Origin of the sequence: Yersinia vastinensis (assembly GCF_044905075.1) — a bacterium.
GTDB lineage: Bacteria > Pseudomonadota > Gammaproteobacteria > Enterobacterales > Enterobacteriaceae > Yersinia > Yersinia vastinensis.
Genome location: NZ_CP173260.1, coordinates 255947 through 279810, shown reverse-complemented (window position 1 = coordinate 279810; position 23864 = coordinate 255947). Strand labels below are relative to the sequence as shown.

The following is a 23864-nucleotide window of genomic DNA, read 5'->3' as shown; positions in this document are numbered from 1 at the left end:
GGCGTTATTCGTATTCATCCCACCCATCTAACTGCCGACTTTCATGCAGCATTTCTCGCTGGAAAATATCTTCCAATTCACGACGGGCTTCTTTAATTCTGGATATTTGTGCGACGTCGCCATGATGTTGCGGCACTAACTCACGTAACATGCGCATATCAAGACGGCGGAAATGTTGTTGCGCCCGATAAGCCTGATGGGGATGCATTCCTAACCCCAACAAGGTTTTCCGCCCCAGTTCCAACGCACTGGAGAACGTTTCGCGGGTGAAGTCCTTGACCCCATTTTGTAGCAACTCATGCGCTTCAACACGCCCTCTGGCACGGGCCAGAATGTGCAAGTTAGGAAAATGCTGCTGGCACAAATGCACCAATGTCATGGTGTCTTCCGGCTCATTACAGGTGATAACGATAGCTTTGGCTTTTTCTGCTCCAGCTGCCCGCAACAACTCCAGCTCAGTAGCGTCGCCATAATAGACTTTATAACCATATTTGCGCATAACACTGACGGCACTGACATCGCGCTCCAAAACTGTAATGCGCATTTTGTTCGCCATCAATAAGCGACCAATTACCTGACCAAATCGCCCGAATCCAACAATAATGACTTGCGGATCATTATCTTCCACAAAGGGCTTCTCATCACTCTCTTCTTGCGCGTTATAACGGCGTACCAGAATACGGTCGATGCCTTGCATCAGCAGTGGCGTCGTCATCATTGACAGCGTGACCACCACCAACAACAAAGCCAGTTGCTCGGCATTCAAAACATGCTGAGAAAATGCCGCGGAGAACAAGACGAAAGCAAATTCCCCCCCCTGACTCAGCACCCCGGCAAATTGCAGACGTACCGAGCGGCGTAGGCCAAATGTCCGGGCCAATCCATATAGCACGGTGCCTTTGATAAACACCAACGCGAGGACACCTAACAACACATCCAGCAGATGTGTGAAGAGCACACCGAGGTTTAGCGCCATGCCGACCGAGATGAAAAATAACCCGAGCAGTAATCCCTTAAAGGGTTCAATGGCAATTTCCAGTTCGTGCTGGAATTCACTTTCTGCCAGCAAAATACCCGCGATGAATGTCCCTAGTGCCATAGATAGGCCCAATGCATCCATAAACAGCGCCGACCCCAACACCACCAGTAAAGCTGCCGCGGTGAAAACTTCCCGCACCCCAGAGGCCACAATGTAGCGGAATAACGGGCGTAGCAAATAGCGGCCACCAATCAACATGCCCGCAAAAGCGGCCACTTTGATACCAATTTTGACCCAGTCATTGGCCGCCCCACCGCCACCGGCCAGAATAGGAATCAGTGCCAATGCCGGGATAACCGCCATGTCTTGGAACAGTAAGACCGAGAACCCCAGTTGACCGCCTTCGTTGCGGTTCATCCCTTTTTCCCGCATCAGTTGCAATGCCATCGCGGTGGAGGACATCGCTAAACCGACACCACCGATAACGGCGGCCTGCCAAGCAAATTGAGTGAAATAGAGTAATGCCCCTAATACTGCCGCGGTTATCACTACCTGACCGGCACCCACACCAAAAATAGAGCGTCGCAACTGCCAGAGCTTGGCTGGATTAAGCTCCAACCCGATGATAAACATCAGAAAAACAACACCCAATTCTGAGAAGTGAAGAATTTCGTCAACGTCACGAATAAACCCTAAACCCCATGGGCCAATAGCAATGCCGGCAATCAGGTAGCCCAATACCGCGCCGATACCGAGGCGCTGGGCAATAGGAACAGCCACCACAGCAGCAAAGAGAAATAATAAAATTGCGGTCAGTAACGCCGAGCCTTCCATATATCAGTGCCCCCCTGTGGGCAACGGTGACTGCAACCACTGCGCATAAGCTTGTGCATGGCTGGCTAAGACTTCCGGCTTCTGGCGTCGTGCCCAGTAGACAATCATCGGATTCATCCAATGCATATGGCACATCGCTGCGGTTAACTCAAAAGGCCGCAAAATATCTTCCATCGGATAGCGGTTATATCCCCCAGCCCGATAGGCGCCTTCTGGCTCACCTGTGGTAATGACTGACCGCCAATATTTCCCCGTCAGAGCATGCCCCCCTACACCATTAGCAAAGCCACGCGCCAGCACTCGGTCCAGCCACTCTTTGAGTAGGGCCGGGCAACTGTAGGTGTAAAGGGGATGTTGAAAAACAATAACTTGATGTTCACGTAGCAGTTGCTGCTCATGGTGAATATCAATGAAGAAATCCGGATAATGTGCATAAAGATCGTGCACAGTGACATGTTCTAATTGCTGCACCGGTTGCAGTAAAACCCGGTTTGCCACCGAGTCTTGTGATTCCGGATGGGCATACAACAGCAAAACCTTCGGTAGCTGCGACATCATTCCCCTCCAAAGCGTCGTCAGGGCCCGGTTTTTCCGTTACCATGCTCCGCAAAGACTAAAAAAGACTGAAATGGGTACTCTAATACTCTAAATAATTCGAGTGCAGGCAGGCGGCAAGAGTGCGAATCCCCTAGAGCTTACTTGAGTAAGTGACTGAGGTAAGAACGCGCAGCCAACGCCCCTGCGGCTTGAAGTATGACGAGTATATACCCTATTAACATACTCTAAACATACGGCACTCTATGATTGTTTTTTCCTCGCTACAAATTCGACGTGGTACTCGCGTCTTGCTGGACAACGCGACAGCAACGATTAACCCTGGCCAAAAGGTCGGGCTGGTCGGCAAAAACGGCTGTGGTAAATCCACTCTGCTGGCGCTACTCAAAGGCGAATTAAGTGCCGATGGTGGCAATGCCACGTTTCCCAGTAATTGGGCGCTGGCCTGGGTTAACCAAGAGACCCCAGCACTGGATATTCCGGCGATAGAGTATGTTATCGACGGTGACCGTGAATATCGTCAACTGGAGGCCGAACTACAAGTCGCCAATGAAAAAAATGACGGCCATGCCATTGCAACCGTGCACGGCAAGTTAGACGCCATCCATGCCTGGACCATTCAATCGCGCGCGGCCAGCTTGCTGCATGGGTTAGGGTTTTCTCAAGACCAATTACAACAGCCAGTACGTTCATTTTCAGGCGGCTGGCGTATGCGCCTTAATCTGGCTCAGGCGCTGATTTGCCGTTCCGATTTACTGCTGTTGGATGAACCGACCAACCATTTGGATTTGGATGCCGTCATCTGGTTGGAGAAATGGCTGAAAAGCTACACCGGTACGCTGGTGCTGATTTCCCATGACCGCGATTTCCTTGATCCTATTATTGATAAGATTTTGCATATTGAACAGCAGACGCTGAATGAATATACCGGTAATTATTCATCCTTCGAACGCCAACGAGCCACCAAACTGGCACAGCAACAATCGATGTATCAGCATCAACAAGAGAAAGTTGCACACCTGCAAAGTTACATTGATCGCTTCCGCGCACAGGCCACTAAAGCCAAACAGGCACAAAGCCGGATTAAAATGTTGGAGCGGATGGAACTGATTGCGCCCGCGCATGTGGATAATCCTTTCCACTTTAGTTTCCGGACACCTGAAAGCCTACCTGACCCGCTGCTGCGCATGGATAAAGTCAGTGCCGGTTATGGCGATCGTACAATTTTAGAATCGATAAAACTCAATCTGGTACCGGGTTCGCGCATTGGTCTGCTAGGGCGCAATGGAGCCGGTAAATCGACGCTGATTAAACTGCTCGCCGGAACGTTAGAACCGCAAAGTGGTGAAATCGGCTTATCCAAAGGGATTAAACTGGGTTACTTCGCCCAGCATCAACTTGAATTCTTACGCGCTGATGAATCCCCACTACAGCATATGAGCCGTCTGGCCCCCAAAGAGCCAGAGCAACAACTGCGTGATTATCTGGGTGGCTACGGTTTTCAGGGGGATCAAGTCACCGATCCCACTGCGCGCTTCTCCGGGGGTGAAAAGGCGCGTCTGGTGTTGGCACTGATTATTTGGCAGCGCCCTAACCTGTTACTGCTCGATGAGCCGACTAACCATCTTGACCTTGATATGCGTCAAGCCTTGACCGAAGCATTAATTGATTTCGAGGGTGCATTGGTAGTGGTGTCCCATGATCGTCATTTGCTGCGTTCAACTACCGATGACCTTTATCTGGTACACGATGGTAAAGTGGAGCAATTCGACGGTGATCTGGAAGATTATCAGCAGTTTTTGGTGGACTTGCAGCGCCAACAAAGTCAGCAAGATAACCCCACCAAAGAGTTATCTGGTAACAGTGCACAACAACGTAAAGATCAAAAACGTCGTGATGCCGAGTTCCGTAATCAAACCCAGCCATTGCGTAAGCAGATTATGGCGCTGGAAAAGCAGATGGATAAACTCAGCGCAGAGCTGACTGCAATTGAAGAGCAACTTGCTGATTCTGCCTTATATGATATTGCGCGCAAGGCGGATTTGACTCAATGTCTACAGCAGCAGACGCAGGTTAAGTCCAAGCTGGAAGAGACAGAAATGCAGTGGCTGGACGCCCAAGAGCAGTTGGAGAATATCACCAAGATATTTGAAGCGGAGTAATCCGCAGCAAGATTTGAGTAAGCACAAAGCCGCCACCCTTGCGGCTTGAAAAATGACAACATTATGGATAATAACGTCATGAGCAAAAAGGACATTACCGTCGTGGTGCCGGTATTTAACTGTATGGCGTACCTCACGGAGCTTCTCGATTCATTACGCAGCCAGACTGGCCCATCATTAGAGATTATCGCTGTTAATGATGGGTCAACTGATAATAGCCTCGCGATTTTAGAAAACATTGCCCGCCACGACCCACGGCTAATCATTATTAATCAACACAATCAGGGGCTTTCCGTGGCCCGCAACACCGGTATCACTCACGCGAGTAGTCCTTGGATTGCCTTTGCCGACGGGGATGATTGGCTCGCACCCAATGCTTTATCCACTTGGTGGGAACAAGCTAAACGCCAGCAACTCGATGTCCTGATTGGCAACGGTTATGCTTTCAATGCCGCCCCTCAACAATCTCAGCGCAGCCCTTTGTTGCATAAACAACCTTGGGGCCAAGTACTCACTGGTCAACAGTGGGTTATCCGTAGTGTCGAATGCAATGAATGGCCGCATTATGCCTGGCTGCAACTCATTCGCCGTGAGTTACTCCAGACCCATCAGTTGGCATTCATTCCAAGAATGCTCCATGAAGATATTTTGTGGACAACTCAACTGGCCTTAGCCGCTCAACGCATCGGCTATTGTGCCCATCCATTCTACGGTTATCGGGCGAATCCTGAGTCAATCACTCACTCTCATGAAACCCAAGCGCTACTGCGCCGTGCCAGTAGCTATATTCACATTATCAAGGGGTTAGTTGATATTGCCGAAACGAAGGAACCAGCGCTACGCCATGCGCTGTTACGTCACGCGAATCAGGAAAGTCGCCATTTTTTGGGGTTGATGCGCAAACAGCTTCCCGTCTCTTCAGCCCGCAGCGCACTGGCTGCCGAGTTTGGCCATTTAGGCCTATACCCTGCGTTATTCCGCGGTATTGGCAACATTCATGAGTTCTGGCAGGCGCTACGTTGTTCTCTAATTCTTGCGCGTTATGCCCAACAAACGCATTTATTACCTAAATAGATATTAAATTAATGTTTATTTTTGTTATTACTCAGAAAGTTTTAATGTTTAATAAGGCATAAAATTATTTCTGGGAAGAAGTATAAATGCAGCGCATTTTAGTCATTCGAATTGATTTTCTTGGCGATATGATATGCACCACTGCTTTATTACATGCGCTGAAACAGCGCTGGCCATCAGCTGAAATTCATGTATTAGCCAATAAATACAATCGAGAAGCTCTGGCACGCAACCCCGACATTAGTGCAGTCCACACTTACGTTTACAGTAAACAATGTGAACGAAACCAAAAATCAGGCCGAGTTAAAGCCATTTTCGACAGGCTGGCCCTTATTTGGCAATTACGCCGCTTGCGCTTTGACCTGCTGGTTATCCCTAACGGCGGCATGAGCAAGAACAGTATTCAGTTCGCCAAACAACTCAATGTGGCCGATAGTCGCTGGCATACTCATGCTACTGAGTTTGATGACCGCAATCCTGAGCATGTTGCCAACCGCCCCATACACCATGAAGCACTCTCCGGCTTTGCTCTGCTGCCTGAACTAGGTTCAGTGAATATCAATAAACTCAAATTATCCATCTACCCCGACCCACAATTGCAGGCAAAGTGGCAGGTAGAATTAGGTGAAAAAAATCGACCGCGCGTTGGATTGTTTGTCTCTAACAAATCGCCACAACGCCGCTGGAGCTGGGAAAAGTGGCAGCAGTTGGCACAGAATCTCAGCGATCAGGCCGATATCATCATTTTGTATGATCCCAAAGAACCCCCAAGTGAACATCAATTAGCGACCATCAAAGGCCGCCATTTGTCTACGCCGTCCGTTGATGATTTTGTTGCAGCAGTGAGCCAATTGGATGTGGTGATTTCAGCAGACAGCGCACCGGTTCATATCAGTTCAGCGTTGCAGATACCTGTCGTGGCCTTGTTTGAATCTCGGCCTGAAAAGTATCTGCGCTGGTATCCATTAGTACGTCATGTTTTATTGCACATGGGGCCTCAAGTTGAAGACATCACCGTCGATGCTGTTGAAACCGCTGCCCGCACACTGCTGGATAACCAATAAAATCGCCGTCAAAACCAGATAATAATGGGCGCAATTGTTGCTGTTAGTTTGGATGCAGACAGCGCGCAAAAACCGGAGCGTACATCAAGTACGTGAGGATTTTGAGCACTGCTCAAATTCAAAATAACCAATAAAATCGCCCATTAAGGTCGATACACTGGCTTATCACCCAACACAGTGGCACGGTGCATAATGCGCCGCTGCGGCAGATAATCAGCATTGGCATAGTGCTGGGTGACGCGGTTATCCCAAATCGCAACATCATCTTGCTGCCAGCGCCAGCGCACCTGAAATTCGGGCTTGGTGGTGTGGGCGAAGAGAAAACGCAACAGTGCATCACTCTCTTTATCACTCACATCAACTATTCGGGTAGTGAATCCTTCATTGACGAACAGTGCCTGCCGCCCACTCACTGGGTGAGTGCGAACTACCGGATGGAGCAGCGGTGGGTTTTTCTCTTTTGCCAATAACCAGCGTTGATGCTCTTGCGGCGTTGTGCGGTGTTTGTGCTCTGGAAAAGAGTGGGCAAAATCATGCTCCGCTCGTAGACCTGCCAATAGCTGCTTAAACGGTGCTGAGAGTGCCTCATACGCCGCAATCCCACTGCTCCATAAGGTATCACCTCCCGTAAGCGGCAACAGCTTTGCGGCCAGAATCGCGCCCAATGGTGGGTTTTCGATAAAAGTTACATCAGTGTGCCAGTTATCATTATCAGGCGGATTATTGTCATGCGTATCCAACACGATAATCTCTTCACACTCTTGGGTATGTGGATAAACCGGGTGGATATGCAAATCACCAAAACGACCTGCCAGTGAGCGCTGCTGTAATGGCGTGATAGGCTGATTGCGGAAAAACAGCACTTGGTGCTTGAGCAACGCATGATAAAGCTGCTCAAACTGGCTATCGCCCAGCGGGCGAGCAATATTGATATTCTCCACCAGAGCGCCAATATATGGCCCCAGTGGTGTCACGAGTAGACGTTCATTCATTGTTGTGCTCCATACCAAGGCGTTAATCGGCGTTGAATCGCCCGCAAACTTAATTCCATGCCAAAAGCAATAATGGCAATCACACTGATCCCGGCAATCACCACGTCGGTGGCGAGAAACTCACCGGCGGATTGCACCATAAAACCCAACCCACGAGTGGCGGCAATTAACTCTGCAGCCACCAGCGTTGACCAACCGACCCCCAATCCAATACGGATGCCCGTTAAAATTTCCGGCAATGCGCTGGGAAGGATAACAAACCATAAAACCTGCCAACGATTCGCCCCTAATGCACGGGCGGCTCTGACTCGAACCTGCGCCACACTACGCACCCCCGCCACAGCAGCCAAGGTAATGGGGGCAAAAATCGCCAGATAAATCAGTAAGATTTTTGAGGTTTCGCCAATACCAAACCAGATAACCATCAGCGGCAAATAGGCTAAAGGGGGGACCGGACGATAAATCTCAATAAGGGGATCCAATACGCCACGTACCGTGCTACTTAGCCCCATAGCAATTCCGGTAGGCACACCGAGAGCTACAGCGGCGAATAATGCGATCATGATTCGCCCCAAACTGGCGGCCAGATGTTGCCATAGCGTGGCATCCATAAACCCCTGCGGGCTGGCAATCACCAACAATTGATGCAGTACTTGCTGCGGGGCGGGTAAGAATAATGGGCTGATAAGCTGTAGCGCGGTGACTGTCCACCACAGCAGTACAACACTAACCAGTGTGGCAATACTGAGCCACACACCTCTGGCAATAGGTAAGCGCCATCGTATTTTGGGGCGGCTGAGTGTGGTTGTGTGCGGCGTTTGATGAGGCAACGAGCTACCACGTAATGTGTTGTGTAGGCTCATATTAGGGCCTCCCTTTGTTGGAAGACTTTGCCCAACACATATTCACGACGGGCAATAAATTCAGGGTCAGATTTAATGCTACGGCAAGCCTCCCCCTCGGCATAACGCTGACCAAAGTTGAGCGATAACCGCTCGACAATTTGCCCCGGCCCCGGTGACAACAAAAGCAGCTCACTGGCTAAAAATACGGCTTCTTCGATATCGTGAGTGATCAGTAAAATCTGTTTGCCGGTATCGCGCCAAATAGTCAGCAGCAACTCCTGCATTTGTTCGCGCGTGAAAGCATCCAGCGCACCAAAAGGCTCATCGAGCAGCAATAAACGCGGATCAACTGCCAGTGCCCGCGCGATCCCTACCCGCTGGCGCATCCCACCAGAGAGTTGCCAAATGTAGTGATGTTCAAATCCAGCTAATCCCACCCGGTGCAGCATTTTTAGCGCTGTTTCCCGCCGTTGTTGCTGACTTAACCCTGCCAGTTGCAAGCCAAACTCCACATTACTGACCACATCACGCCACGGCAGTAAACCCTCATGCTGGAACACCACTCCCCGTTCGGCACTGGGGCCGTGAACCGGAATATCATCCAGAGTGATGCTGCCAGCTGAAGGCTCCATAAACCCGGCAATTAAATTTAATAACGTGGTTTTGCCACAACCTGATGGCCCCAATACCACGACCAACTGTCCGGATGCGATTTGCAATGACACATCCTGTAAGGCAAGTTTGCCCTGATATTCGGCCCACAGGCCGTGCACGTTTAACATGATGGCTCCTAGGACTGTGGTGCTGCCTGAACTTCTTTCACAAAGCGGTCGGTGACGAAATCGCGGTAATCACTGGCCACCTGAGGGATTTTGCCTTGATCTTTCAAAAATGCGGCAGTATCACGAATGGCTTGGTCCACCGGTTGACCGAGCTGTGTTATTTGCTGCGCTACCGGTAAGTAAGTATTGCCTTTCACCAACTCCGGTACTTGCTCTGCCGGCACCCCACTTAACCGCGCCAATTGGCCCAAGTTTTCTGTATTTTTAAGCCATTGTTCCGGTTGTGCCAAATAAGCCCCTTGAGCGGCTAATGCACTACGGGCAAAAGCAGTAACAACCTCAGGGTGCGCTTTGGCAAAATCTTTGCGAACGACCCAAACATCCAGTGTAGGTGCCCCCCATTGCCCCACTTGCGCCGAGTCAGTCAGTACTGTGCCTGTTTTGGCTAATTCGTTAACAGCAGGAGCCCAGACATAAGCGCCATCAATATCTCCCCGTTGCCAAGCCGCTGCGATAGCGGGCGGCTGCAAGTTGAGTATAGTCACCTGATCTGGCTTGATACCCCAATGCTTCAACGCAGCCAGCAGGCTGTAATGGGTGGTTGAGATAAAAGGCACGGCAATGCGCTTACCGATGAGATCCTGCGGGGTTTTGATCTCTTTTTTCACCACCAGTGCTTCAGAGCTGCCTAATTGTGAAGCCAGTAGGAAAACCTCAATCGGAACATTTTGACTGGCGGCTACCGCCAGTGGACTGGATCCAATATTGCCAATCTGCACATCACCCGAGGCTAATGCTCTGACCACGCTTGAGCCGCTATCAAATTTGCGCCAATCCACCTTGGCCCCAGAAAGTTTGGCAAAGCTGTTATCCGCCTGAGCCACTTTTGCCGGTTCAGCGGAGGTCTGATAAGCCACAGTCACATCAACCGCATGCGCACTGGTCACCACCAGTGACAGCGCCAACAATGCACTACCGGATCGTAAGAAACCGCGAATTGCGGTAGAAGAAAAGGTTATCGCCATGGTTCACTCCGCTCATTTAACTCTGTGTCATTCGCTGTTATTGCGACCCTAAGCGCACCCGGCGCTCTGAGATGACAGTGTTACCTGAAGGAGTAATATGACAAAAGGAATAAAAAAATATTCTTTATTCCCTTATGTGATAAGAAAATACGGAAGAGATAGTCTACAACGTTAAGCCAGAAGGGATATTTCACCTTTTAAAAATATGCGGGCATCACCGGCAATCAAGGTGCGATCACCCGCTAATGTGCAGAATAACTCGCCGCCACGGGCAGATATCTGACGGGCATGCAGTGACGTTCTTCCCAACCGAGCCACCCAATAGGGCATTAACGTACAGTGAGCAGAACCGGTCACCGGATCTTCATTGCTGCCAAGGGTAAAGTAGCGAGAGACAAAATCCACCTGATCACCCGGTGCCGTGACAATCACACCGCGGCCAGTATAGGCAATCAGCGCTACGATGTCGGGCTGTAACTGTCGCACTTGCTGCTCGTTTTCCAATACGACCAACAGAGACTTTGCCTGCCATAACTGCTCAATTTTGGCTCCGAGCAGTGCCGCCAACTCAGTCGAAATAGCAATTTGTTCCGGCGGCAGTGAGGGGAAATCCAGCGACAATCGACCAAAATTATCTTCATCACGTTTGACGTGTAAATCACCACTGGCACTGCGAAAACAAATATCTCGCAGACCGGGATTCACTAGACTGAACATCACATGTGCCGCCGCCAACGTGCCATGACCGCATAAATCCACTTCACGTTCTGGCGTAAACCAGCGAATCGCCGATTTATCCCCTTCATCCCAGACAAAACTGGTTTCTGGCAGATTAATTTCAGCCGCGATGCTTTGCATCTCTTCTGTTGAAAGTGGTTTTTTCAACAAATAGACCCCAGCAGGGTTACCGGAAAGCCCTACACCGACAAACGCATCCACATGAAAATAGTTATAAGCCATCAATTTGCCCCGATGATTGGCTAATGCCAAATCAACAACACACAGGCCGCCGTCAGCAAGCCCATCGAAATATTAAAAGTAAACCAAGCGCGGCGGCTGCGTAGCAGGCGGCCAATTAAGGTGCCGAACCCCAGCCAAATAATCCCAGCGACCAGATTCACCATAAACATACCAAGACTTATCATGACGATAGAATGATTATAGGCCGCTCCCGCCATACTGAAGCTGGCGACCGAACCTAATCCCATCAACCAGGCTTTTGGATTGAGGAATTGCAATAACCAGCCTTGATACAAACGCAGTGGCTTTGGCGGGACGATGTTGGTTTCCAACTTTTCATAAGCCGAGGTGGCAATTTTCCATGCCAGCCACAACAGATACAGACTACCCAGAATTTTCAGTATCAAGTGAATAGATGGATAGATAAGAATCAGGCCACCCACCCCAAAAGCCACCAGCAGTAACATGCTCTGCATGCCTAACATAATGCCAAGCATCAGCCAGATAGAGCGCATAAAACCAAAATTGGCCCCGGCAGAGGTGAGCAACATATTGTTCGGACCCGGGGTAATAGCTGCAACCCAAAGAAAACCTATCATTGAAAGAAATAAACTCAGTTCCATGAGACGGGTGCCTCTCACCCAAAATGATGCGCGATATACCCATGAAGCTAACAGTGTGCTATTGATCACACAAGAGCAACAACATGATTTCCATTCATCATATGCATGAAATATTCCGTCCACTGGCCGGTGCCAGTAACCCACATCTACAAACACTGCTACCGCGGCTGGTCAGGCGGCGTGTGCGACTGCAACCTTTTTGGCAACGACTGGAATTACCCGATGGGGATTTTGTCGACTTAGCCTGGAGTGAAAATCCTGAGCTGGCGCGCGATAAACCTAGGCTGGTGTTATTCCACGGTTTGGAAGGAAATTTTTACAGCCCCTATGCCCACGGTTTGCTGCGCGCATCCCAAGCCAAAGGGTGGTTGGGTGTGGTGATGCATTTTCGCGGATGCAGTGGCGAGCCAAATCGTAAGTCACGTATTTATCATTCCGGTGAAACAGAAGATGCCCGTTTTTTCCTGCGCTGGTTACGGGAAAATTATGGTCAGGCGCCTACCGCTGCCGTCGGCGTCTCATTAGGGGGCAATATGCTGGCCTGCTATTTGGCTGAACAAGGGCAGGATAGTCTGTTACAAGCCGCCGTCGTAGTTTCAGCCCCTCTCATGCTGGAGCCATGCGCAAACCGGATGGATCAAGGTTTTTCCCGCGTCTATCAGCGCTATTTACTCAACCAGTTAAAGCTGAATGCTACCCGCAAGCTACTGCATTACCCCGGTAGCTTGCCATTGGATCTGATTCAGTTGAAAGGATTACAGCGAATCAGAGATTTCGATGATGTGATAACAGCGAAAATACATGGCTTTAATGATGCCGTGGATTACTATCGCCGTTGCAGCGCCCTACCGCTGCTGCCGAAAATCACAACACCGCTGCTGATCATTCATGCCAAAGATGATCCTTTTATGACGGCCGAGGTTATCCCGAACCTGAGCGAGTTACCGGATAATATTGATTATCAACTCACTGAACATGGCGGCCATGTGGGTTTTGTTGGCGGCTCATTAAAACACCCACAAATGTGGCTGGAACAACGCATTCCCACTTGGCTTTCCCCTTATCTGGAGCAGCAGTCATGATGATTCCCTGGCAGCAAATCGACAGCGAAACGCTGGATAATTTGCTGGAAGCTTTTGTGTTACGTGAAGGCACTGATTACGGCGAACATGAGCGATCGTTAGCACAAAAAGTTGAGGACGTGCGTCGCCAATTGATGAGTGGAGAAGCGGTGCTCGTGTGGTCCGAGTTACATGAAACCATCAATATCATGCCACGCGGCGCATTTCGGGCCGGCGTCGAAGAGTCGCCATAATACTCACTGGGTCACGACGGCCTGCAAGTAAAAATCAGGGTGACAAGCCAGACACTTTGCCCTAAAAATAACCATTAACGATAAAAAAACAGGCAATTGCAGCCCGTCCACTCAATGGAGTTATAGCTAATATGTCAACTAAACATCCGGTTATCGCCGTTACCGGCTCAAGTGGCGCGGGGACGACAACGACCAGCTTGGCGTTTCGCAAAATTTTCCAGCAATTGAATATCCGTGCGGCACAAATTGAAGGCGATAGCTTCCATCGCTATACCCGCCCTGAAATGGATGCTGCCATCCGTAAAGCCCGGGATCAAGGCCGACATATTAGCTATTTTGGCCCAGAGGCCAATGACTTTGGTCAGTTAGAAGAAAGTGTTTCACAATACGGCGAGCATGGCACGGGTCGCTCACGTAAATATTTACATACCTATGATGAGGCTGTGCCCTATAACCAAGTTCCGGGCACTTTCACACCATGGGAGGCATTGCCGGAACCGACTGATGTCCTGTTTTATGAAGGGCTGCATGGCGGAGTCGTTACCGAGCATCATGATGTGGCTAAACACGTAGACTTATTGGTTGGTGTGGTGCCCATCGTCAATCTGGAGTGGATTCAGAAATTGGTGCGCGATACCGGCGAGCGCGGCCATTCTCGTGAAGCAGTGATGGATTCTGTGGTGCGCTCCATGGACGATTATATTAATTACATCACGCCGCAGTTCTCACGCACGCACATCAACTTCCAGCGCGTCCCCACCGTCGATACTTCTAACCCCTTCGCCGCCAAAGCCATTCCTTCACTGGATGAAAGTTTTGTTGTTATTCACTTTAGAGGTTTGGATCAAATCGATTTCCCCTATTTACTGGCGATGCTTCAAGGGTCATTTATATCGAACATCAATACGTTAGTCGTGCCCGGCGGGAAAATGGGGCTAGCAATGGAGCTGATTATGGCCCCGCTCGTCCAGCGACTATTGGAAGGTAAAAAGATTAATTAATATCCTTGGTACTTGAAGTCGCAACCAACATCTTCGCAGCTTCAAGTACGTAGGGTTTGCTTATGCGATTTCGCGGATTTCAAAACTGTGGGTAATTGTTGCCGCTTTTCCCAACATCAAAGAAACCGAGCAATATTTTTCAGCCGACAACTGAACAGCACGCTCAACAATTTTATCGGTCAGATCTTTGCCGCTGACAATAAAGTGTAGGTTGATTTGCGTAAACAAACGTGGCGCTTCTTCCCGGCGTTGTGAAGTTAAGGTCACTTCGCAATCACGCACATCGTTACGCCCTTTTTGCAAGATAGAAACAACATCAATTGCGCTACAGCCGCCTGCTGACATTAATAGCATTTCCATTGGGCTTGGTGCTTTGTCTCCCGCATTCCCATCCATCAAAACTTGATGACCTGAGGCGGATTCACCCAAAAATGTCAGCCCCTCAACCCACTTTACTCGTGCCTGCATAACTCTTGCTCCCGGTTAAATTTTCTATTTCAGACTACCCTTTCATTTACAAACTCGCAATGTAACCCGATGTTCATCATGCTGAAGCGATACAACACAAGACAGTCGCCTCATCCTGTGCTACAAACAGAATCGAAAGTGTTGTTTCTAGAATTAAATAGGGTAGCTTCTCAATACTCAGTGAAGGGTTTCTATCCGGTACGTATCTTGGCTATACCTTTCGGCAGTTGAGCAAATTAATATGCTAAGAGAAAGTGTATTTTATAAGCACGCCGCGCAGGGAACTCTGAGCCCTGTTAAGTTAGGCAGCGATAACAACAGAGGATAACAGCGAATGGTTCTCGGCAAGCCACAAACAGACCCGACTCTCGAATGGTTCCTGTCTCATTGCCATATCCACAAATATCCATCGAAGAGTACGCTAATTCACCAAGGTGAAAAGGCCGAAACGCTTTACTACATCGTGAAAGGCTCCGTTGCGGTGCTTATCAAAGATGAAGAAGGTAAAGAGATGATTCTCTCCTATTTAAACCAAGGGGATTTCATCGGCGAGCTTGGATTATTTGAAGAAGGCCAAGAACGCAGTGCTTGGGTTAGAGCAAAAACCGCCTGTGAAGTGGCTGAAATTTCTTACAAAAAATTCCGCCAGCTAATTCAGGTCAATCCAGATATTTTGATGCGCCTGTCTTCGCAAATGGCGAGTCGCTTACAGATTACGTCTGAGAAGGTGGGTAACCTCGCTTTCCTTGATGTGACTGGGCGCATTGCACAAACGCTGCTTAATCTGGCAAAACAACCTGATGCCATGACCCACCCAGATGGGATGCAGATTAAGATTACCCGCCAGGAAATTGGTCAAATAGTTGGCTGCTCCCGCGAAACTGTGGGGCGGATACTAAAAATGCTGGAAGATCAGAACCTGATCTCCGCACACGGTAAAACGATTGTCGTTTACGGCACTCGTTAATTCCCCATAAACCGGTGCCGATACCCTCGGCACCGGTTTTCTTCGCTGTATGATCAATAAATCTCTGGGGCCTAGATGAAGTGGCAACGGCTTATTTATCATCCTGAAGTGAACTATGCACTCCGCCAAACATTGGTTCTCTGCCTGCCTGCTGCACTGGGCTTTGCCATTGGCGATCTGCGGATGGGATTGATGTTCTCCCTGATACCCGCATGCTGTAATATTGCCTCGTTAGATACCCCACACCAGCATTTTTTCCGCCGCCTGATTATTGGCGGTGCGCTCTTTACCTTGTGCAGCTTCCTGACTCAACAGTTATTGTTGTGGGATATTCCACTGCCTTGGGTGATGTTGGGACTGGCATTGGTTCTGGGTGTTTCAGGGGCCATCAGCCCGCTCAATGGCCGCATGTTGCCTGCGGCGCTAATTGCTGCCATCTTCAGCCTGAGCATGGTGGGTCGCGCTCCCATCTGGCAAGCGCCATTAATGTGCGCCGTGGGGACCCTTTGGTACGGCGGTTTTACTTGGATTTGGTTCCGATTATGCAAAGACCAACCTATCCGCGAACCTTTGAGCCAGCTTTATCATTTATTGGCGGATTATTGCGATGCTAAATTCAGTTTGTTTGATCAGCATCTTGAGCCAGAAAAATCCCTACCGCCATTGCTCGACAGACAGCAAGGTATAATGGATAAAGTTAATCAGCTTTATCAGCAATTTAATCTGTTATCTAATGCGACGAAAACTGAACAAAAACGGCTAGTGAGCTTGTTCCAGATGGCGCTCGATTTACAAGAGCACATTACTGCGGCACTCAATCAGCCAGAAAAAGTGCAAGAGCTGATTGAGCAAACACCAATAATCACAGTTCTTCACCGCAATATGGATCAAATTTCGACCCAGATGCGAACCATTGCTGACGATATTCTCTATCACCATCGCGCTAAAGAACATTTCAGTGCTGGCAATGCGCTAGTCGAGCTGGAAGAGATTGCCCAACAACATCCAGACAATTCCGTGGCGCAATTTTGCTATTACCACATCAGCCATGTGACTCAAATCCTGAGTGATCGCCGCCCACAATATGACCGAGACTTGATGGCCAGCCAGTTATCCCAGCCTCTCTGGCCAGCATTTATCAGCTATTTATCGTTGAAATCCAGTCCATTGCGTGATGCGGCTCGTATGGGTGTCACTCTGGCAGCAGGGAGCTACATCGGTACGCTTATCCACTTACCTAAACCATACTGGATCTTGCTCACCATCATGCTGGTCACGCAAAACGGGTATAACGCGACCAAGATACGGATTCATCACCGTGCTATGGGGACGTTAATTGGGTTGATATTGGCGGCGGGTTTATTGCACTTGCAGATGCCGGAAGGGACAACCCTAAGCATCATGTTAGTCATCACCCTGCTCTGCTATCTGGTGCAACGCAAAAACTACGGTTTGTCCGTTATCGGCAGAACCATCACTACAGTGTATATCTTGCAGCTATTGACCGGAGAAGGGGCTGACTTCTTAGTTCCACGTTTACTCGATACCTTGATAGGCTGTGCTTTGGCCTTTGCCAGTGCCTTGTGGCTGTGGCCTCAGTGGCAAAGCGGCTTACTGCGTAAGAATGCGCATCAAGCACTTGATAGCTATCAGAAAATCTTACGCTTGCTACTGACACCTCATCCCAATATTGGCCAACTGGCCTATGAGCGACTTCAGGTGAATAAAACCAGTAACGCGGTGCTAAGTTCACTGAATCAGGCCATGCAAGAACCAGGATTTAATTCAAAATATTTGGCAGACATGCGGCTTTGGTCAACCCACAGTGAGCTTATTGTGGGGCATATCAATGAGATGACAATTCTGGTGCGAGAGCATCCACTAACCGAATCAGCTACCACCTCCGACAGTGCTCATAGCCTGATGAGCATCAAGGTGGCGCAGGATTATTTACAGTTATGTGAGATAGCAATTCAACAATGCCAAGAGCGGTTAGTATCGGATGACAGTGAGGGGAATAACGATTTTGTTCAAATGCCGGATATTGACCCTGACACGCAACTTTCTGAGATGGAACGTAATTTACGGCGCATTCTGTCACATCTCAGTGTGATGCATACTGTTTCATCATTAGCATGGCAACAACAGCCACACCACGGAATTTGGCGCAGCCGAAAGCTACGTGACAAAACATAAAAGCAAAAAGAGAGGCCAAGTGCCTCTCTTTTAATGCTTATCTCACTTCAGCTTAGTGTGTATCAACCAAACTGGCGATGGCTTTTTCCAAACACGCCATGCCTTGCTTGATATCCTCCAACTCAACCACCAGAGAAGGGGCCAAGCGCAATACATCCGGCCCGGCATTGAGGATCATGACGCCATTCGCTGCCGCTGCGGTCAGGAATTCCCGCGCACGCCCATGATATTGCGGCGTTAACTCTGCACCAATTAATAACCCCATGCCGCGGATATCTCCGAACACCGGATACCGGCTGTTGATATCTTGCAGAGCCTGTACAAACAGGCCGTGGCGCTGTTCGATGCCATCAAGTACTTCAGGGGTGTTGATGACATCCAATGCCGCTTCTGCGACCGCACAGGCCAGAGGATTGCCACCATAGGTGGTGCCATGCGTACCGACAGCCATCACTGATGCGATCTCTTCCGTGGTCAGCATCGCACTGACGGGGAAGCCGCCCCCCAGCGCTTTCGCCGTCGTGAGGATATCGGGGGTCACACCATAATGCATATAGGTAAACAACTTCCCGCTGCGGCCCATACCACTTTGCACTTCATCAAACACCAGCAGCGCTTTATGCTGATCACACAGATCGCGCACACCTTGCAGGAACTCTGCCGTAGCGGAGGTAATTCCGCCCTCGCCTTGAATTGGCTCAAGCACCACCGCACACGTGTGGTCATCCATAACGGCTTTTACCGCCGCCAAATCATTGAATGGCACATGGATAATATCGGCGGGTTTTGGGCCGAAGCCATCGGAGTACTTTGGCTGCCCACCAACAGAGACCGTAAAGAGGGTGCGACCGTGGAAGGCATTGTGAAAAGCAATGATTTTAGTTTTATAAGGGCTATGACGTTCGATGGCGTAATGGCGCGCCAGCTTAAAGGCTGCCTCATTCGCTTCACCGCCTGAGTTGGCAAAAAACACGCGGTCGGCAAAAGTCGCCTCAATCAATTTTTGTGCCAAACGCAGCGCAGGTTCGTTGGTGAAGACATTACTGGTATGCCAGAGAGTTTCCCCCTGCTGATGTAAAGCCTCAACCAGTTTAGGATGACAATGACCAAGAGCCGTCACTGCAATACCGCCAGCAAAATCAATGTATTCTTTGCCTTGCTGGTCCCATACACGGCTACCTTTCCCTTTTACCGGAATAAACTGCGCTGGTGCATAAACAGGCAAAATGACCTGATCAAATGTACTGCGATTTACTGCTAATTTATCTGCCATTGCGCGGTCCACCCTGATAAAAGATTTAGTTGCCAATTACTGACGCGTGAAAATATAATCACAAAATATGCATAAAAAATCACATGCAAGCAAACAAAAAAATCATTTTATGAGGGAGACTAACTCAACTGACTAATTTTTAAGGAAATTATCTAATAATTGATGACCCTGCTCACTGAGAATGCTTTCGGGATGGAACTGCACCCCCTCCAGCGGCAGCGTACGATGGCGAATGCCCATAATCTCATCCATCACCCCGTGTTGCTCTGTCCACGCCGTCAGCTCAAAACAATCGGGTAAAGAATCGGGGGCTATCACCAGAGAGTGATAGCGGGTTACCGTCAACGGTTGGTTAAGCCCACGAAAAACACCTTGACCGTTATGGCGAATTGCCGTGGTTTTGCCGTGCATCACTTGCCGCGCCCGCACAATACGCGCACCAAACGCCTGCCCCAAAGCCTGATGGCCCAGACACACTCCCAGTATGGGTAACTTACCGGCAAAATGACGAATAGCTGCGATAGAAATTCCAGCCTCGTTGGGGGTACAAGGGCCGGGGGAAATCACCAAATGAGTCGGTGATAAGTTTTCAATATCAGCCAGTTGTATTTCATCATTACGTTTCACTACCACCTCGGTGCCCAATTCACAAAAATATTGGTACAAGTTGTAGGTAAATGAGTCGTAATTATCGATCAATAACAGCATTTCATATCCAAAAAATGGTTAGCGTTTGCGCCCACCGGTAATTGACCCCAGAACTCCGCGCAAAATTTGCCGCCCCAGATCGCGAGCCATACTTTTGGCCGCCGTCTGGACGATACCATCACGCTTACCACCACGTGGGCCGGTTGAACCAAACAACAAATCATTCAGCCCATCCATCAAACCACCGCCCTCGTTTGCTGGTTGTTGAGGTGCCCCCGCGGGTCGGGAGGCTGATGTATCGCCTGCGGCGGCGTCACCCATGGTAGAGAAGCCGCCTGCGGATAACTTCTCATAAGCTGATTCGCGGTCCACCATTTCTTCGTAGCGACCATACAATGGCGAGTGATTAATGGCGTGATTTCGTGCTGCGGCATCCAATGCCCCCATTTTGGATTGCGGAGCAATCACCATAGCCCGTTCAACAACATTGGGCCGCCCTTTCTCATCAAGAAACGAAATGAGTGCTTCGCCAACACCAAGCTCGGTGATCACTTGTTCAGCACTGAATGCTGGATTGGCTCGCATGGTTTGTGCCGCAGCTTTCACCGCTTTTTGGTCTCGAGGGGTAAAAGCACGCAACGCATGCTGCACTCGGTTACCCAATTGCCCCAATATCTTATCAGGGATATCCAGTGGGTTTTGTGTCACGAAATAGATGCCAACCCCTTTTGAGCGAATTAGCCGCACCACTTGCTCGACTTTATCCACCAGCGCCGCAGGGGCATCAGTGAACAGCAAGTGGGCCTCGTCAAAGAAGAAGACCAACTTAGGCTTATCGACATCCCCCACTTCCGGCAATTGCTCGAAAAGTTCCGCCAGCAACCACAGCAGGAAAATGGCATACAGTTTGGGCTGATTGATGAGCCGGTCTGCCGCCAAAAGATTGATAACACCCTGCCCGTTGCTGTCAGTCTGCATTAAATCGTGAATATCCAGCATCGGTTCACCAAAGAATTGATTGGCACCCTGCTCTTCGAGGGTCAATAAACCGCGCTGAATAGCACCAATTGAGGCTGGCGTAATATTGCCGTATTGCGTGCGAAACTGTTTTGCATTGTCACCGACGTATTGCACGATAGCGCGCAAATCTTTCATGTCTAACAACAGTAGGCCGTTGTCGTCTGCAATCTTGAAGACCAGTTGCAATACACCGCTTTGCACTTCATTGAGATCAAGTAAACGCCCCAGCAGCAGTGGGCCGAGATCAGAAATGGTTGCCCGGATGGGGTGGCCTTTTTCAGCAAAAATATCCCAAGGCACAATAGGACATGCCTGTGGTTCCCAGTCAGTGATACTTATCGCGGCCAGCCGTGCTAGCAGTTTTTCTGACTCGACACCTTCCGCACCAATCCCAGATAAATCGCCTTTCACATCAGCCAGAAATACGGGTACGCCAATGCGAGAAAATTGCTCCGCCATTTTTTGTAAGGTGACGGTTTTACCTGTCCCCGTCGCTCCGGTAATCAAACCATGACGGTTTGCCAGTGCCGATAAAATGACTAAATCCTGTGCTGGTTGTGCTTTCGCGATAAGCAATGTTTCACTCATGGATCTTTACCCCAAGCTGAGTCAGATATTTGATTATAAGCAACCTATTTGGGCAGACGAGCTAATTTTCGGTGGGGATAGAATATTTACCCAAAGCCATTGGCGTTGCAGGTGGGCAGCAAGTGAACTTATCCCGATGAGCTTACAAACGTCAGTCATTCGGCTAAGTGGGCGTAGCTAACCCCCCGCAACGTCATGGACGAAGGATAATTTAGGGTAATACTTTTGCCGACAGAATAGTGATCGGCTTAACCGGCACATTCTGATACGGACCCACATTTTCGGTCTGAACCTGAGAGATTTTCTCTACTACGTCCATTCCCTTAACCACTTTGCCGAATACGGCATAACCAAAGTCACGCTGACCATGATCAAGGAAGGCGTTGTCCGCCACATTGATGAAGAACTGGCTGGTGGCGCTGTCTTTATCTGCGGTACGGGCCATAGAGATGGTGCCACGCAAATTGCGCAAGCCATTATCCGCTTCATTTTTGATGGGCGTTTTAGCAGTTTTCTGTTTGAAATCAGCCGTAAACCCGCCGCCCTGAACCATAAAGCCAGGAATGACACGGTGGAAAATGGTGTTGTTGTAATAACCGTTGTTAACATAATCAACGAAGTTCTGTGTTGAAACCGGTGCCTTCTGGCTATTGAGCTCCAGCTCAATATTCCCAACTGACGTCGTTAATAACACATGAGGCTCACCGGCCGCTAAAGCAGCAGGCGCTACGGCGCTGAGGGAACAAAGGGCGATGAAGGTCACTAAAGTACGTTTGAACATTTACGGTTCCTTTCTGTGGGATGCGAACAGCGGAAAAGCGCTTTGATTCTAGAGAGCTACCCCGCTCAATGCCACCCATTTACGGATATTTACGTAACAGAATGCGCATTCTTGCTGAAAATCCGCAACTCAGGCAGATAAACAGTAAAACGGCGATTAATTAGCCAAAGTAAACCATATAGCTAATGACTGGCAGTAGTGAAATTCTGCGAGAGAGATCACGTCCTGCCTCTTTTTTTACCTCTTGCCTCACATTTTTGCGAGAAACATCGCATTTTGTTTCTGGTTAATCGTTAGTCTTCCAACCAAATGAGAGCGCTCTCATTTCTATTTTACCCATTTGGAGGCCTAAGATGAAAACCTTTAAAATTGCCATTATTGGTGGCGGCAGTAGCTATACCCCTGAGTTGGTTGATGGATTGATTCAACGTATTGACCAATTACCAGTCACCGAACTGGCTCTGGCTGATGTTGAGCTAGGTCGTCAAAAAGTGGAAATCATCGCGGCCCTAACGCGAAGAATGTTGGACCGCCATGGGCTGGATCAGGTGAAAGTCAGTGTTCACTTCTCCCTTGATACCGCTATCGAAGGGGCCAGTTTTGTTTTAACACAATTTCGTGTCGGCCAACTCCCTGCACGGGCAGCCGATGAGCGCTTGGGGCTAAAATATAATCTACTCGGCCAAGAAACTACGGGCGTAGGCGGCTTTGCCAAGGCGTTACGCACCATTCCGGTGATGCTCGATATCGCCGCACGCGTTGAAAAACTGGCCCCTGATGCTTGGATAATCAACTTCACCAATCCCGCCGGGATCGTGACTGAAGCGGTAACCCGCTATAGCAAAGCAAAAATCATCGGCCTGTGTAATGTGCCAATCAGCATGCACCATATGATTGCTAATTTACTGCAAGCACCGTATGAAGATATCCAACTGCGCTTTGCTGGCCTAAACCATATGGTCTGGGTGCATGAGGTTCTACAGCAGGGTAAGGATGTCACCGCCGATGTACTGGACATGCTGTGTGACGGTGCTTCGCTGACTATGAACAATATTAAAGAAGCGCCATGGCCGCCGGAGTTCCTGCGCGCAATGGGGGCGATTCCTTGCCCATACCATCGCTATTTTTACCAGACACAAGATATGCTGGCAGAAGAAAAGGCCGCCGCGGCTGAACGTGGTACGCGAGCAGAGCAAGTCATGCAAGTAGAAAAAGAGCTGTTTGACCTGTACGCTGACCCCCATCTGGACAGCAAACCTGAGCAACTGAGTTTCCGTGGCGGATCATTTTATTCCGAAGTCGCACTGGAACTTATTCGTGCAATTCATAATAATTTAGGTACGCAACTAGTTGTGAATACGACGAACCGGGGGGCGATTCGTGGCTTGTCTGATAGTTCAGTGGTAGAAACTAACTGTATTGTTGATGCGAAAGGTGCTCATCCACTCACTTTTGGCCCTTTACCGGTATCTATGCATGGACTCACTCAGCAAGTAAAAGCCTATGAACGTCTGACGATTGAAGCGGCTGTACATGGGGATCGCCGCAGTGCCTTGTTAGCGTTAGTGACTAATCCACTGATAGCTAACGCCAGTATTGCGCAACCGCTACTCGATGATGTTCTACAGGCAAATAAACCTTACTTGCCTCAGTTCACAGATCTGTAGCGATAAATTCATTATTGTGGCGGCTTTTATTTTTCACGGTCGCCT

Annotated in this window: 22 protein-coding genes; 9 read left to right on the top strand and 13 right to left on the bottom strand. The window is 49.4% G+C overall.

Annotated elements, in window-relative coordinates; genetic code table 11:
- Positions 1-4: 4 nt before the first annotated feature.
- Both kefB and kefG read right to left on the bottom strand, forming a co-directional pair.
- Positions 5-1813, bottom strand: coding sequence for a glutathione-regulated potassium-efflux system protein KefB (kefB, locus tag ACIOG0_RS01070; protein ID WP_050099589.1), 1809 nt, complete (start codon positions 1811-1813; stop codon positions 5-7).
- A 3-nt stretch (positions 1814-1816) separates the two neighbouring features.
- Positions 1817-2368 carry a glutathione-regulated potassium-efflux system ancillary protein KefG gene (gene kefG, locus ACIOG0_RS01065; RefSeq protein WP_050099588.1) on the bottom strand — a complete coding sequence of 184 codons (552 nt, stop codon included), beginning with the start codon at positions 2366-2368 and terminating at the stop codon, positions 1817-1819.
- A gap of 245 nt (positions 2369-2613) precedes the next feature.
- On the opposite strand from kefG, the gene ACIOG0_RS01060 reads away from it, so the two are divergent.
- The 3 genes from ACIOG0_RS01060 to ACIOG0_RS01050 all read left to right on the top strand — a co-directional run bounded on the left by ACIOG0_RS01060 (position 2614) and on the right by ACIOG0_RS01050 (position 6668).
- Positions 2614-4530 (top strand): ABC transporter ATP-binding protein, encoded by a 1917-nt coding sequence (locus ACIOG0_RS01060; protein ID WP_050099587.1) that lies wholly within the window; start codon positions 2614-2616, stop codon positions 4528-4530.
- Positions 4531-4608: 78 nt separating this feature from the next.
- Entirely contained in the window at positions 4609-5604 is a 996-nt protein-coding gene (locus tag ACIOG0_RS01055; protein ID WP_050140101.1) for a glycosyltransferase, read from the top strand.
- Between the two features lie 86 nt (positions 5605-5690).
- Positions 5691-6668 (top strand): glycosyltransferase family 9 protein, encoded by a 978-nt coding sequence (locus ACIOG0_RS01050; protein WP_128451414.1) that lies wholly within the window; start codon positions 5691-5693, stop codon positions 6666-6668.
- A 143-nt stretch (positions 6669-6811) separates the two neighbouring features.
- On the opposite strand, the gene tauD is transcribed toward ACIOG0_RS01050, so the two are convergent.
- From tauD to ACIOG0_RS01020, 6 genes are all read right to left on the bottom strand, one after another.
- Positions 6812-7660, bottom strand: a complete 849-nt coding sequence (tauD, locus tag ACIOG0_RS01045) for a taurine dioxygenase (protein WP_050139994.1) — start codon at positions 7658-7660, stop codon at positions 6812-6814.
- Positions 7657-8523 (bottom strand): taurine ABC transporter permease TauC, encoded by an 867-nt coding sequence (gene tauC / locus ACIOG0_RS01040; protein ID WP_050139995.1) that lies wholly within the window; start codon positions 8521-8523, stop codon positions 7657-7659. Before tauC ends, tauD begins: the two co-directional genes overlap by 4 nt.
- The gene (tauB, locus tag ACIOG0_RS01035) at positions 8520-9287 is read right to left on the bottom strand and encodes a taurine ABC transporter ATP-binding subunit (RefSeq protein WP_050099583.1); all 768 of its coding nucleotides are present in this window, start codon (positions 9285-9287) and stop codon (positions 8520-8522) included. The genes tauC and tauB overlap by 4 nt, the downstream gene beginning before the upstream one ends.
- 8 nt (positions 9288-9295) lie before the next feature.
- Positions 9296-10312, bottom strand: a complete 1017-nt coding sequence (gene tauA, locus ACIOG0_RS01030) for a taurine ABC transporter substrate-binding protein (RefSeq protein ID WP_050099582.1) — start codon at positions 10310-10312, stop codon at positions 9296-9298.
- Between the two features lie 171 nt (positions 10313-10483).
- Complete coding sequence (locus ACIOG0_RS01025; RefSeq protein WP_128451415.1) at positions 10484-11272, bottom strand: PhzF family phenazine biosynthesis protein; 789 nt, start codon at positions 11270-11272, stop codon at positions 10484-10486.
- 20 nt (positions 11273-11292) lie between these two features.
- Entirely contained in the window at positions 11293-11895 is a 603-nt protein-coding gene (locus ACIOG0_RS01020) for a LysE family translocator (protein WP_050099580.1), read from the bottom strand.
- A gap of 101 nt (positions 11896-11996) precedes the next feature.
- Between ACIOG0_RS01020 and ACIOG0_RS01015 the strand changes: the two genes are divergently transcribed.
- The 3 genes from ACIOG0_RS01015 (at position 11997) to ACIOG0_RS01005 (ending at position 14211) form a co-directional block, all read left to right on the top strand.
- A complete protein-coding gene (locus ACIOG0_RS01015; protein ID WP_050099624.1) occupies positions 11997-12977 on the top strand; it encodes a hydrolase in 981 nt (326 codons plus the stop codon).
- Complete coding sequence (locus tag ACIOG0_RS01010; RefSeq protein WP_050099579.1) at positions 12974-13210, top strand: YheU family protein; 237 nt, start codon at positions 12974-12976, stop codon at positions 13208-13210. Before ACIOG0_RS01015 ends, ACIOG0_RS01010 begins: the two co-directional genes overlap by 4 nt.
- Positions 13211-13341: 131 nt before the next feature.
- Positions 13342-14211, top strand: coding sequence for a phosphoribulokinase (locus ACIOG0_RS01005; protein ID WP_050099578.1), 870 nt, complete (start codon positions 13342-13344; stop codon positions 14209-14211).
- 60 nt (positions 14212-14271) lie between these two features.
- Here the strand turns inward: ACIOG0_RS01005 and ACIOG0_RS01000 are convergent, their stop codons facing one another.
- Positions 14272-14679 carry an OsmC family protein gene (locus tag ACIOG0_RS01000; RefSeq protein WP_050099577.1) on the bottom strand — a complete coding sequence of 136 codons (408 nt, stop codon included), beginning with the start codon at positions 14677-14679 and terminating at the stop codon, positions 14272-14274.
- A gap of 334 nt (positions 14680-15013) precedes the next feature.
- Here ACIOG0_RS01000 and crp point away from each other — a divergent pair, with 334 nt between their 5' ends.
- Positions 15014-15646: a cAMP-activated global transcriptional regulator CRP gene (gene crp / locus ACIOG0_RS00995; protein ID WP_005186183.1), complete on the top strand. Its 633-nt coding sequence runs from the start codon at positions 15014-15016 to the stop codon at positions 15644-15646.
- A 75-nt stretch (positions 15647-15721) separates the two neighbouring features.
- Positions 15722-17842 (top strand): YccS/YhfK family putative transporter, encoded by a 2121-nt coding sequence (locus ACIOG0_RS00990; RefSeq protein ID WP_050099576.1) that lies wholly within the window; start codon positions 15722-15724, stop codon positions 17840-17842.
- A 52-nt stretch (positions 17843-17894) separates the two neighbouring features.
- Here the strand turns inward: ACIOG0_RS00990 and ACIOG0_RS00985 are convergent, their stop codons facing one another.
- The 4 genes from ACIOG0_RS00985 to ppiA all read right to left on the bottom strand — a co-directional run bounded on the left by ACIOG0_RS00985 (position 17895) and on the right by ppiA (position 22152).
- Positions 17895-19115, bottom strand: coding sequence for an aspartate aminotransferase family protein (locus ACIOG0_RS00985; protein ID WP_050099575.1), 1221 nt, complete (start codon positions 19113-19115; stop codon positions 17895-17897).
- Between the two features lie 132 nt (positions 19116-19247).
- Positions 19248-19823 (bottom strand): aminodeoxychorismate synthase component II, encoded by a 576-nt coding sequence (locus ACIOG0_RS00980; protein ID WP_050099574.1) that lies wholly within the window; start codon positions 19821-19823, stop codon positions 19248-19250.
- 18 nt (positions 19824-19841) lie between these two features.
- The gene (locus ACIOG0_RS00975; protein ID WP_145582061.1) at positions 19842-21371 is read right to left on the bottom strand and encodes a helicase HerA-like domain-containing protein; all 1530 of its coding nucleotides are present in this window, start codon (positions 21369-21371) and stop codon (positions 19842-19844) included.
- 211 nt (positions 21372-21582) lie between these two features.
- Positions 21583-22152, bottom strand: a complete 570-nt coding sequence (gene ppiA, locus ACIOG0_RS00970) for a peptidylprolyl isomerase A (protein WP_050099572.1) — start codon at positions 22150-22152, stop codon at positions 21583-21585.
- Between the two features lie 353 nt (positions 22153-22505).
- Here ppiA and ACIOG0_RS00965 point away from each other — a divergent pair, with 353 nt between their 5' ends.
- Complete coding sequence (locus tag ACIOG0_RS00965; protein WP_050099571.1) at positions 22506-23819, top strand: 6-phospho-beta-glucosidase; 1314 nt, start codon at positions 22506-22508, stop codon at positions 23817-23819.
- Positions 23820-23864: the final 45 nt, after the last annotated feature.

Coding starts and splice junctions, on each gene's coding strand:
- kefB (WP_050099589.1), bottom strand. CDS start 1,813: ATGGAAGGCTCGGCGTTACTGACCGCAATTTTATTATTTCTCTTTGCT.
- kefG (WP_050099588.1), bottom strand. CDS start 2,368: ATGTCGCAGCTACCGAAGGTTTTGCTGTTGTATGCCCATCCGGAATCA.
- ACIOG0_RS01060 (WP_050099587.1), top strand. CDS start 2,614: ATGATTGTTTTTTCCTCGCTACAAATTCGACGTGGTACTCGCGTCTTG.
- ACIOG0_RS01055 (WP_050140101.1), top strand. CDS start 4,609: ATGAGCAAAAAGGACATTACCGTCGTGGTGCCGGTATTTAACTGTATG.
- ACIOG0_RS01050 (WP_128451414.1), top strand. CDS start 5,691: ATGCAGCGCATTTTAGTCATTCGAATTGATTTTCTTGGCGATATGATA.
- tauD (WP_050139994.1), bottom strand. CDS start 7,660: ATGAATGAACGTCTACTCGTGACACCACTGGGGCCATATATTGGCGCT.
- tauC (WP_050139995.1), bottom strand. CDS start 8,523: ATGAGCCTACACAACACATTACGTGGTAGCTCGTTGCCTCATCAAACG.
- tauB (WP_050099583.1), bottom strand. CDS start 9,287: ATGTTAAACGTGCACGGCCTGTGGGCCGAATATCAGGGCAAACTTGCC.
- tauA (WP_050099582.1), bottom strand. CDS start 10,312: ATGGCGATAACCTTTTCTTCTACCGCAATTCGCGGTTTCTTACGATCC.
- ACIOG0_RS01025 (WP_128451415.1), bottom strand. CDS start 11,272: ATGGCTTATAACTATTTTCATGTGGATGCGTTTGTCGGTGTAGGGCTT.
- ACIOG0_RS01020 (WP_050099580.1), bottom strand. CDS start 11,895: ATGGAACTGAGTTTATTTCTTTCAATGATAGGTTTTCTTTGGGTTGCA.
- ACIOG0_RS01015 (WP_050099624.1), top strand. CDS start 11,997: ATGCATGAAATATTCCGTCCACTGGCCGGTGCCAGTAACCCACATCTA.
- ACIOG0_RS01010 (WP_050099579.1), top strand. CDS start 12,974: ATGATGATTCCCTGGCAGCAAATCGACAGCGAAACGCTGGATAATTTG.
- ACIOG0_RS01005 (WP_050099578.1), top strand. CDS start 13,342: ATGTCAACTAAACATCCGGTTATCGCCGTTACCGGCTCAAGTGGCGCG.
- ACIOG0_RS01000 (WP_050099577.1), bottom strand. CDS start 14,679: ATGCAGGCACGAGTAAAGTGGGTTGAGGGGCTGACATTTTTGGGTGAA.
- crp (WP_005186183.1), top strand. CDS start 15,014: ATGGTTCTCGGCAAGCCACAAACAGACCCGACTCTCGAATGGTTCCTG.
- ACIOG0_RS00990 (WP_050099576.1), top strand. CDS start 15,722: ATGAAGTGGCAACGGCTTATTTATCATCCTGAAGTGAACTATGCACTC.
- ACIOG0_RS00985 (WP_050099575.1), bottom strand. CDS start 19,115: ATGGCAGATAAATTAGCAGTAAATCGCAGTACATTTGATCAGGTCATT.
- ACIOG0_RS00980 (WP_050099574.1), bottom strand. CDS start 19,823: ATGCTGTTATTGATCGATAATTACGACTCATTTACCTACAACTTGTAC.
- ACIOG0_RS00975 (WP_145582061.1), bottom strand. CDS start 21,371: ATGAGTGAAACATTGCTTATCGCGAAAGCACAACCAGCACAGGATTTA.
- ppiA (WP_050099572.1), bottom strand. CDS start 22,152: ATGTTCAAACGTACTTTAGTGACCTTCATCGCCCTTTGTTCCCTCAGC.
- ACIOG0_RS00965 (WP_050099571.1), top strand. CDS start 22,506: ATGAAAACCTTTAAAATTGCCATTATTGGTGGCGGCAGTAGCTATACC.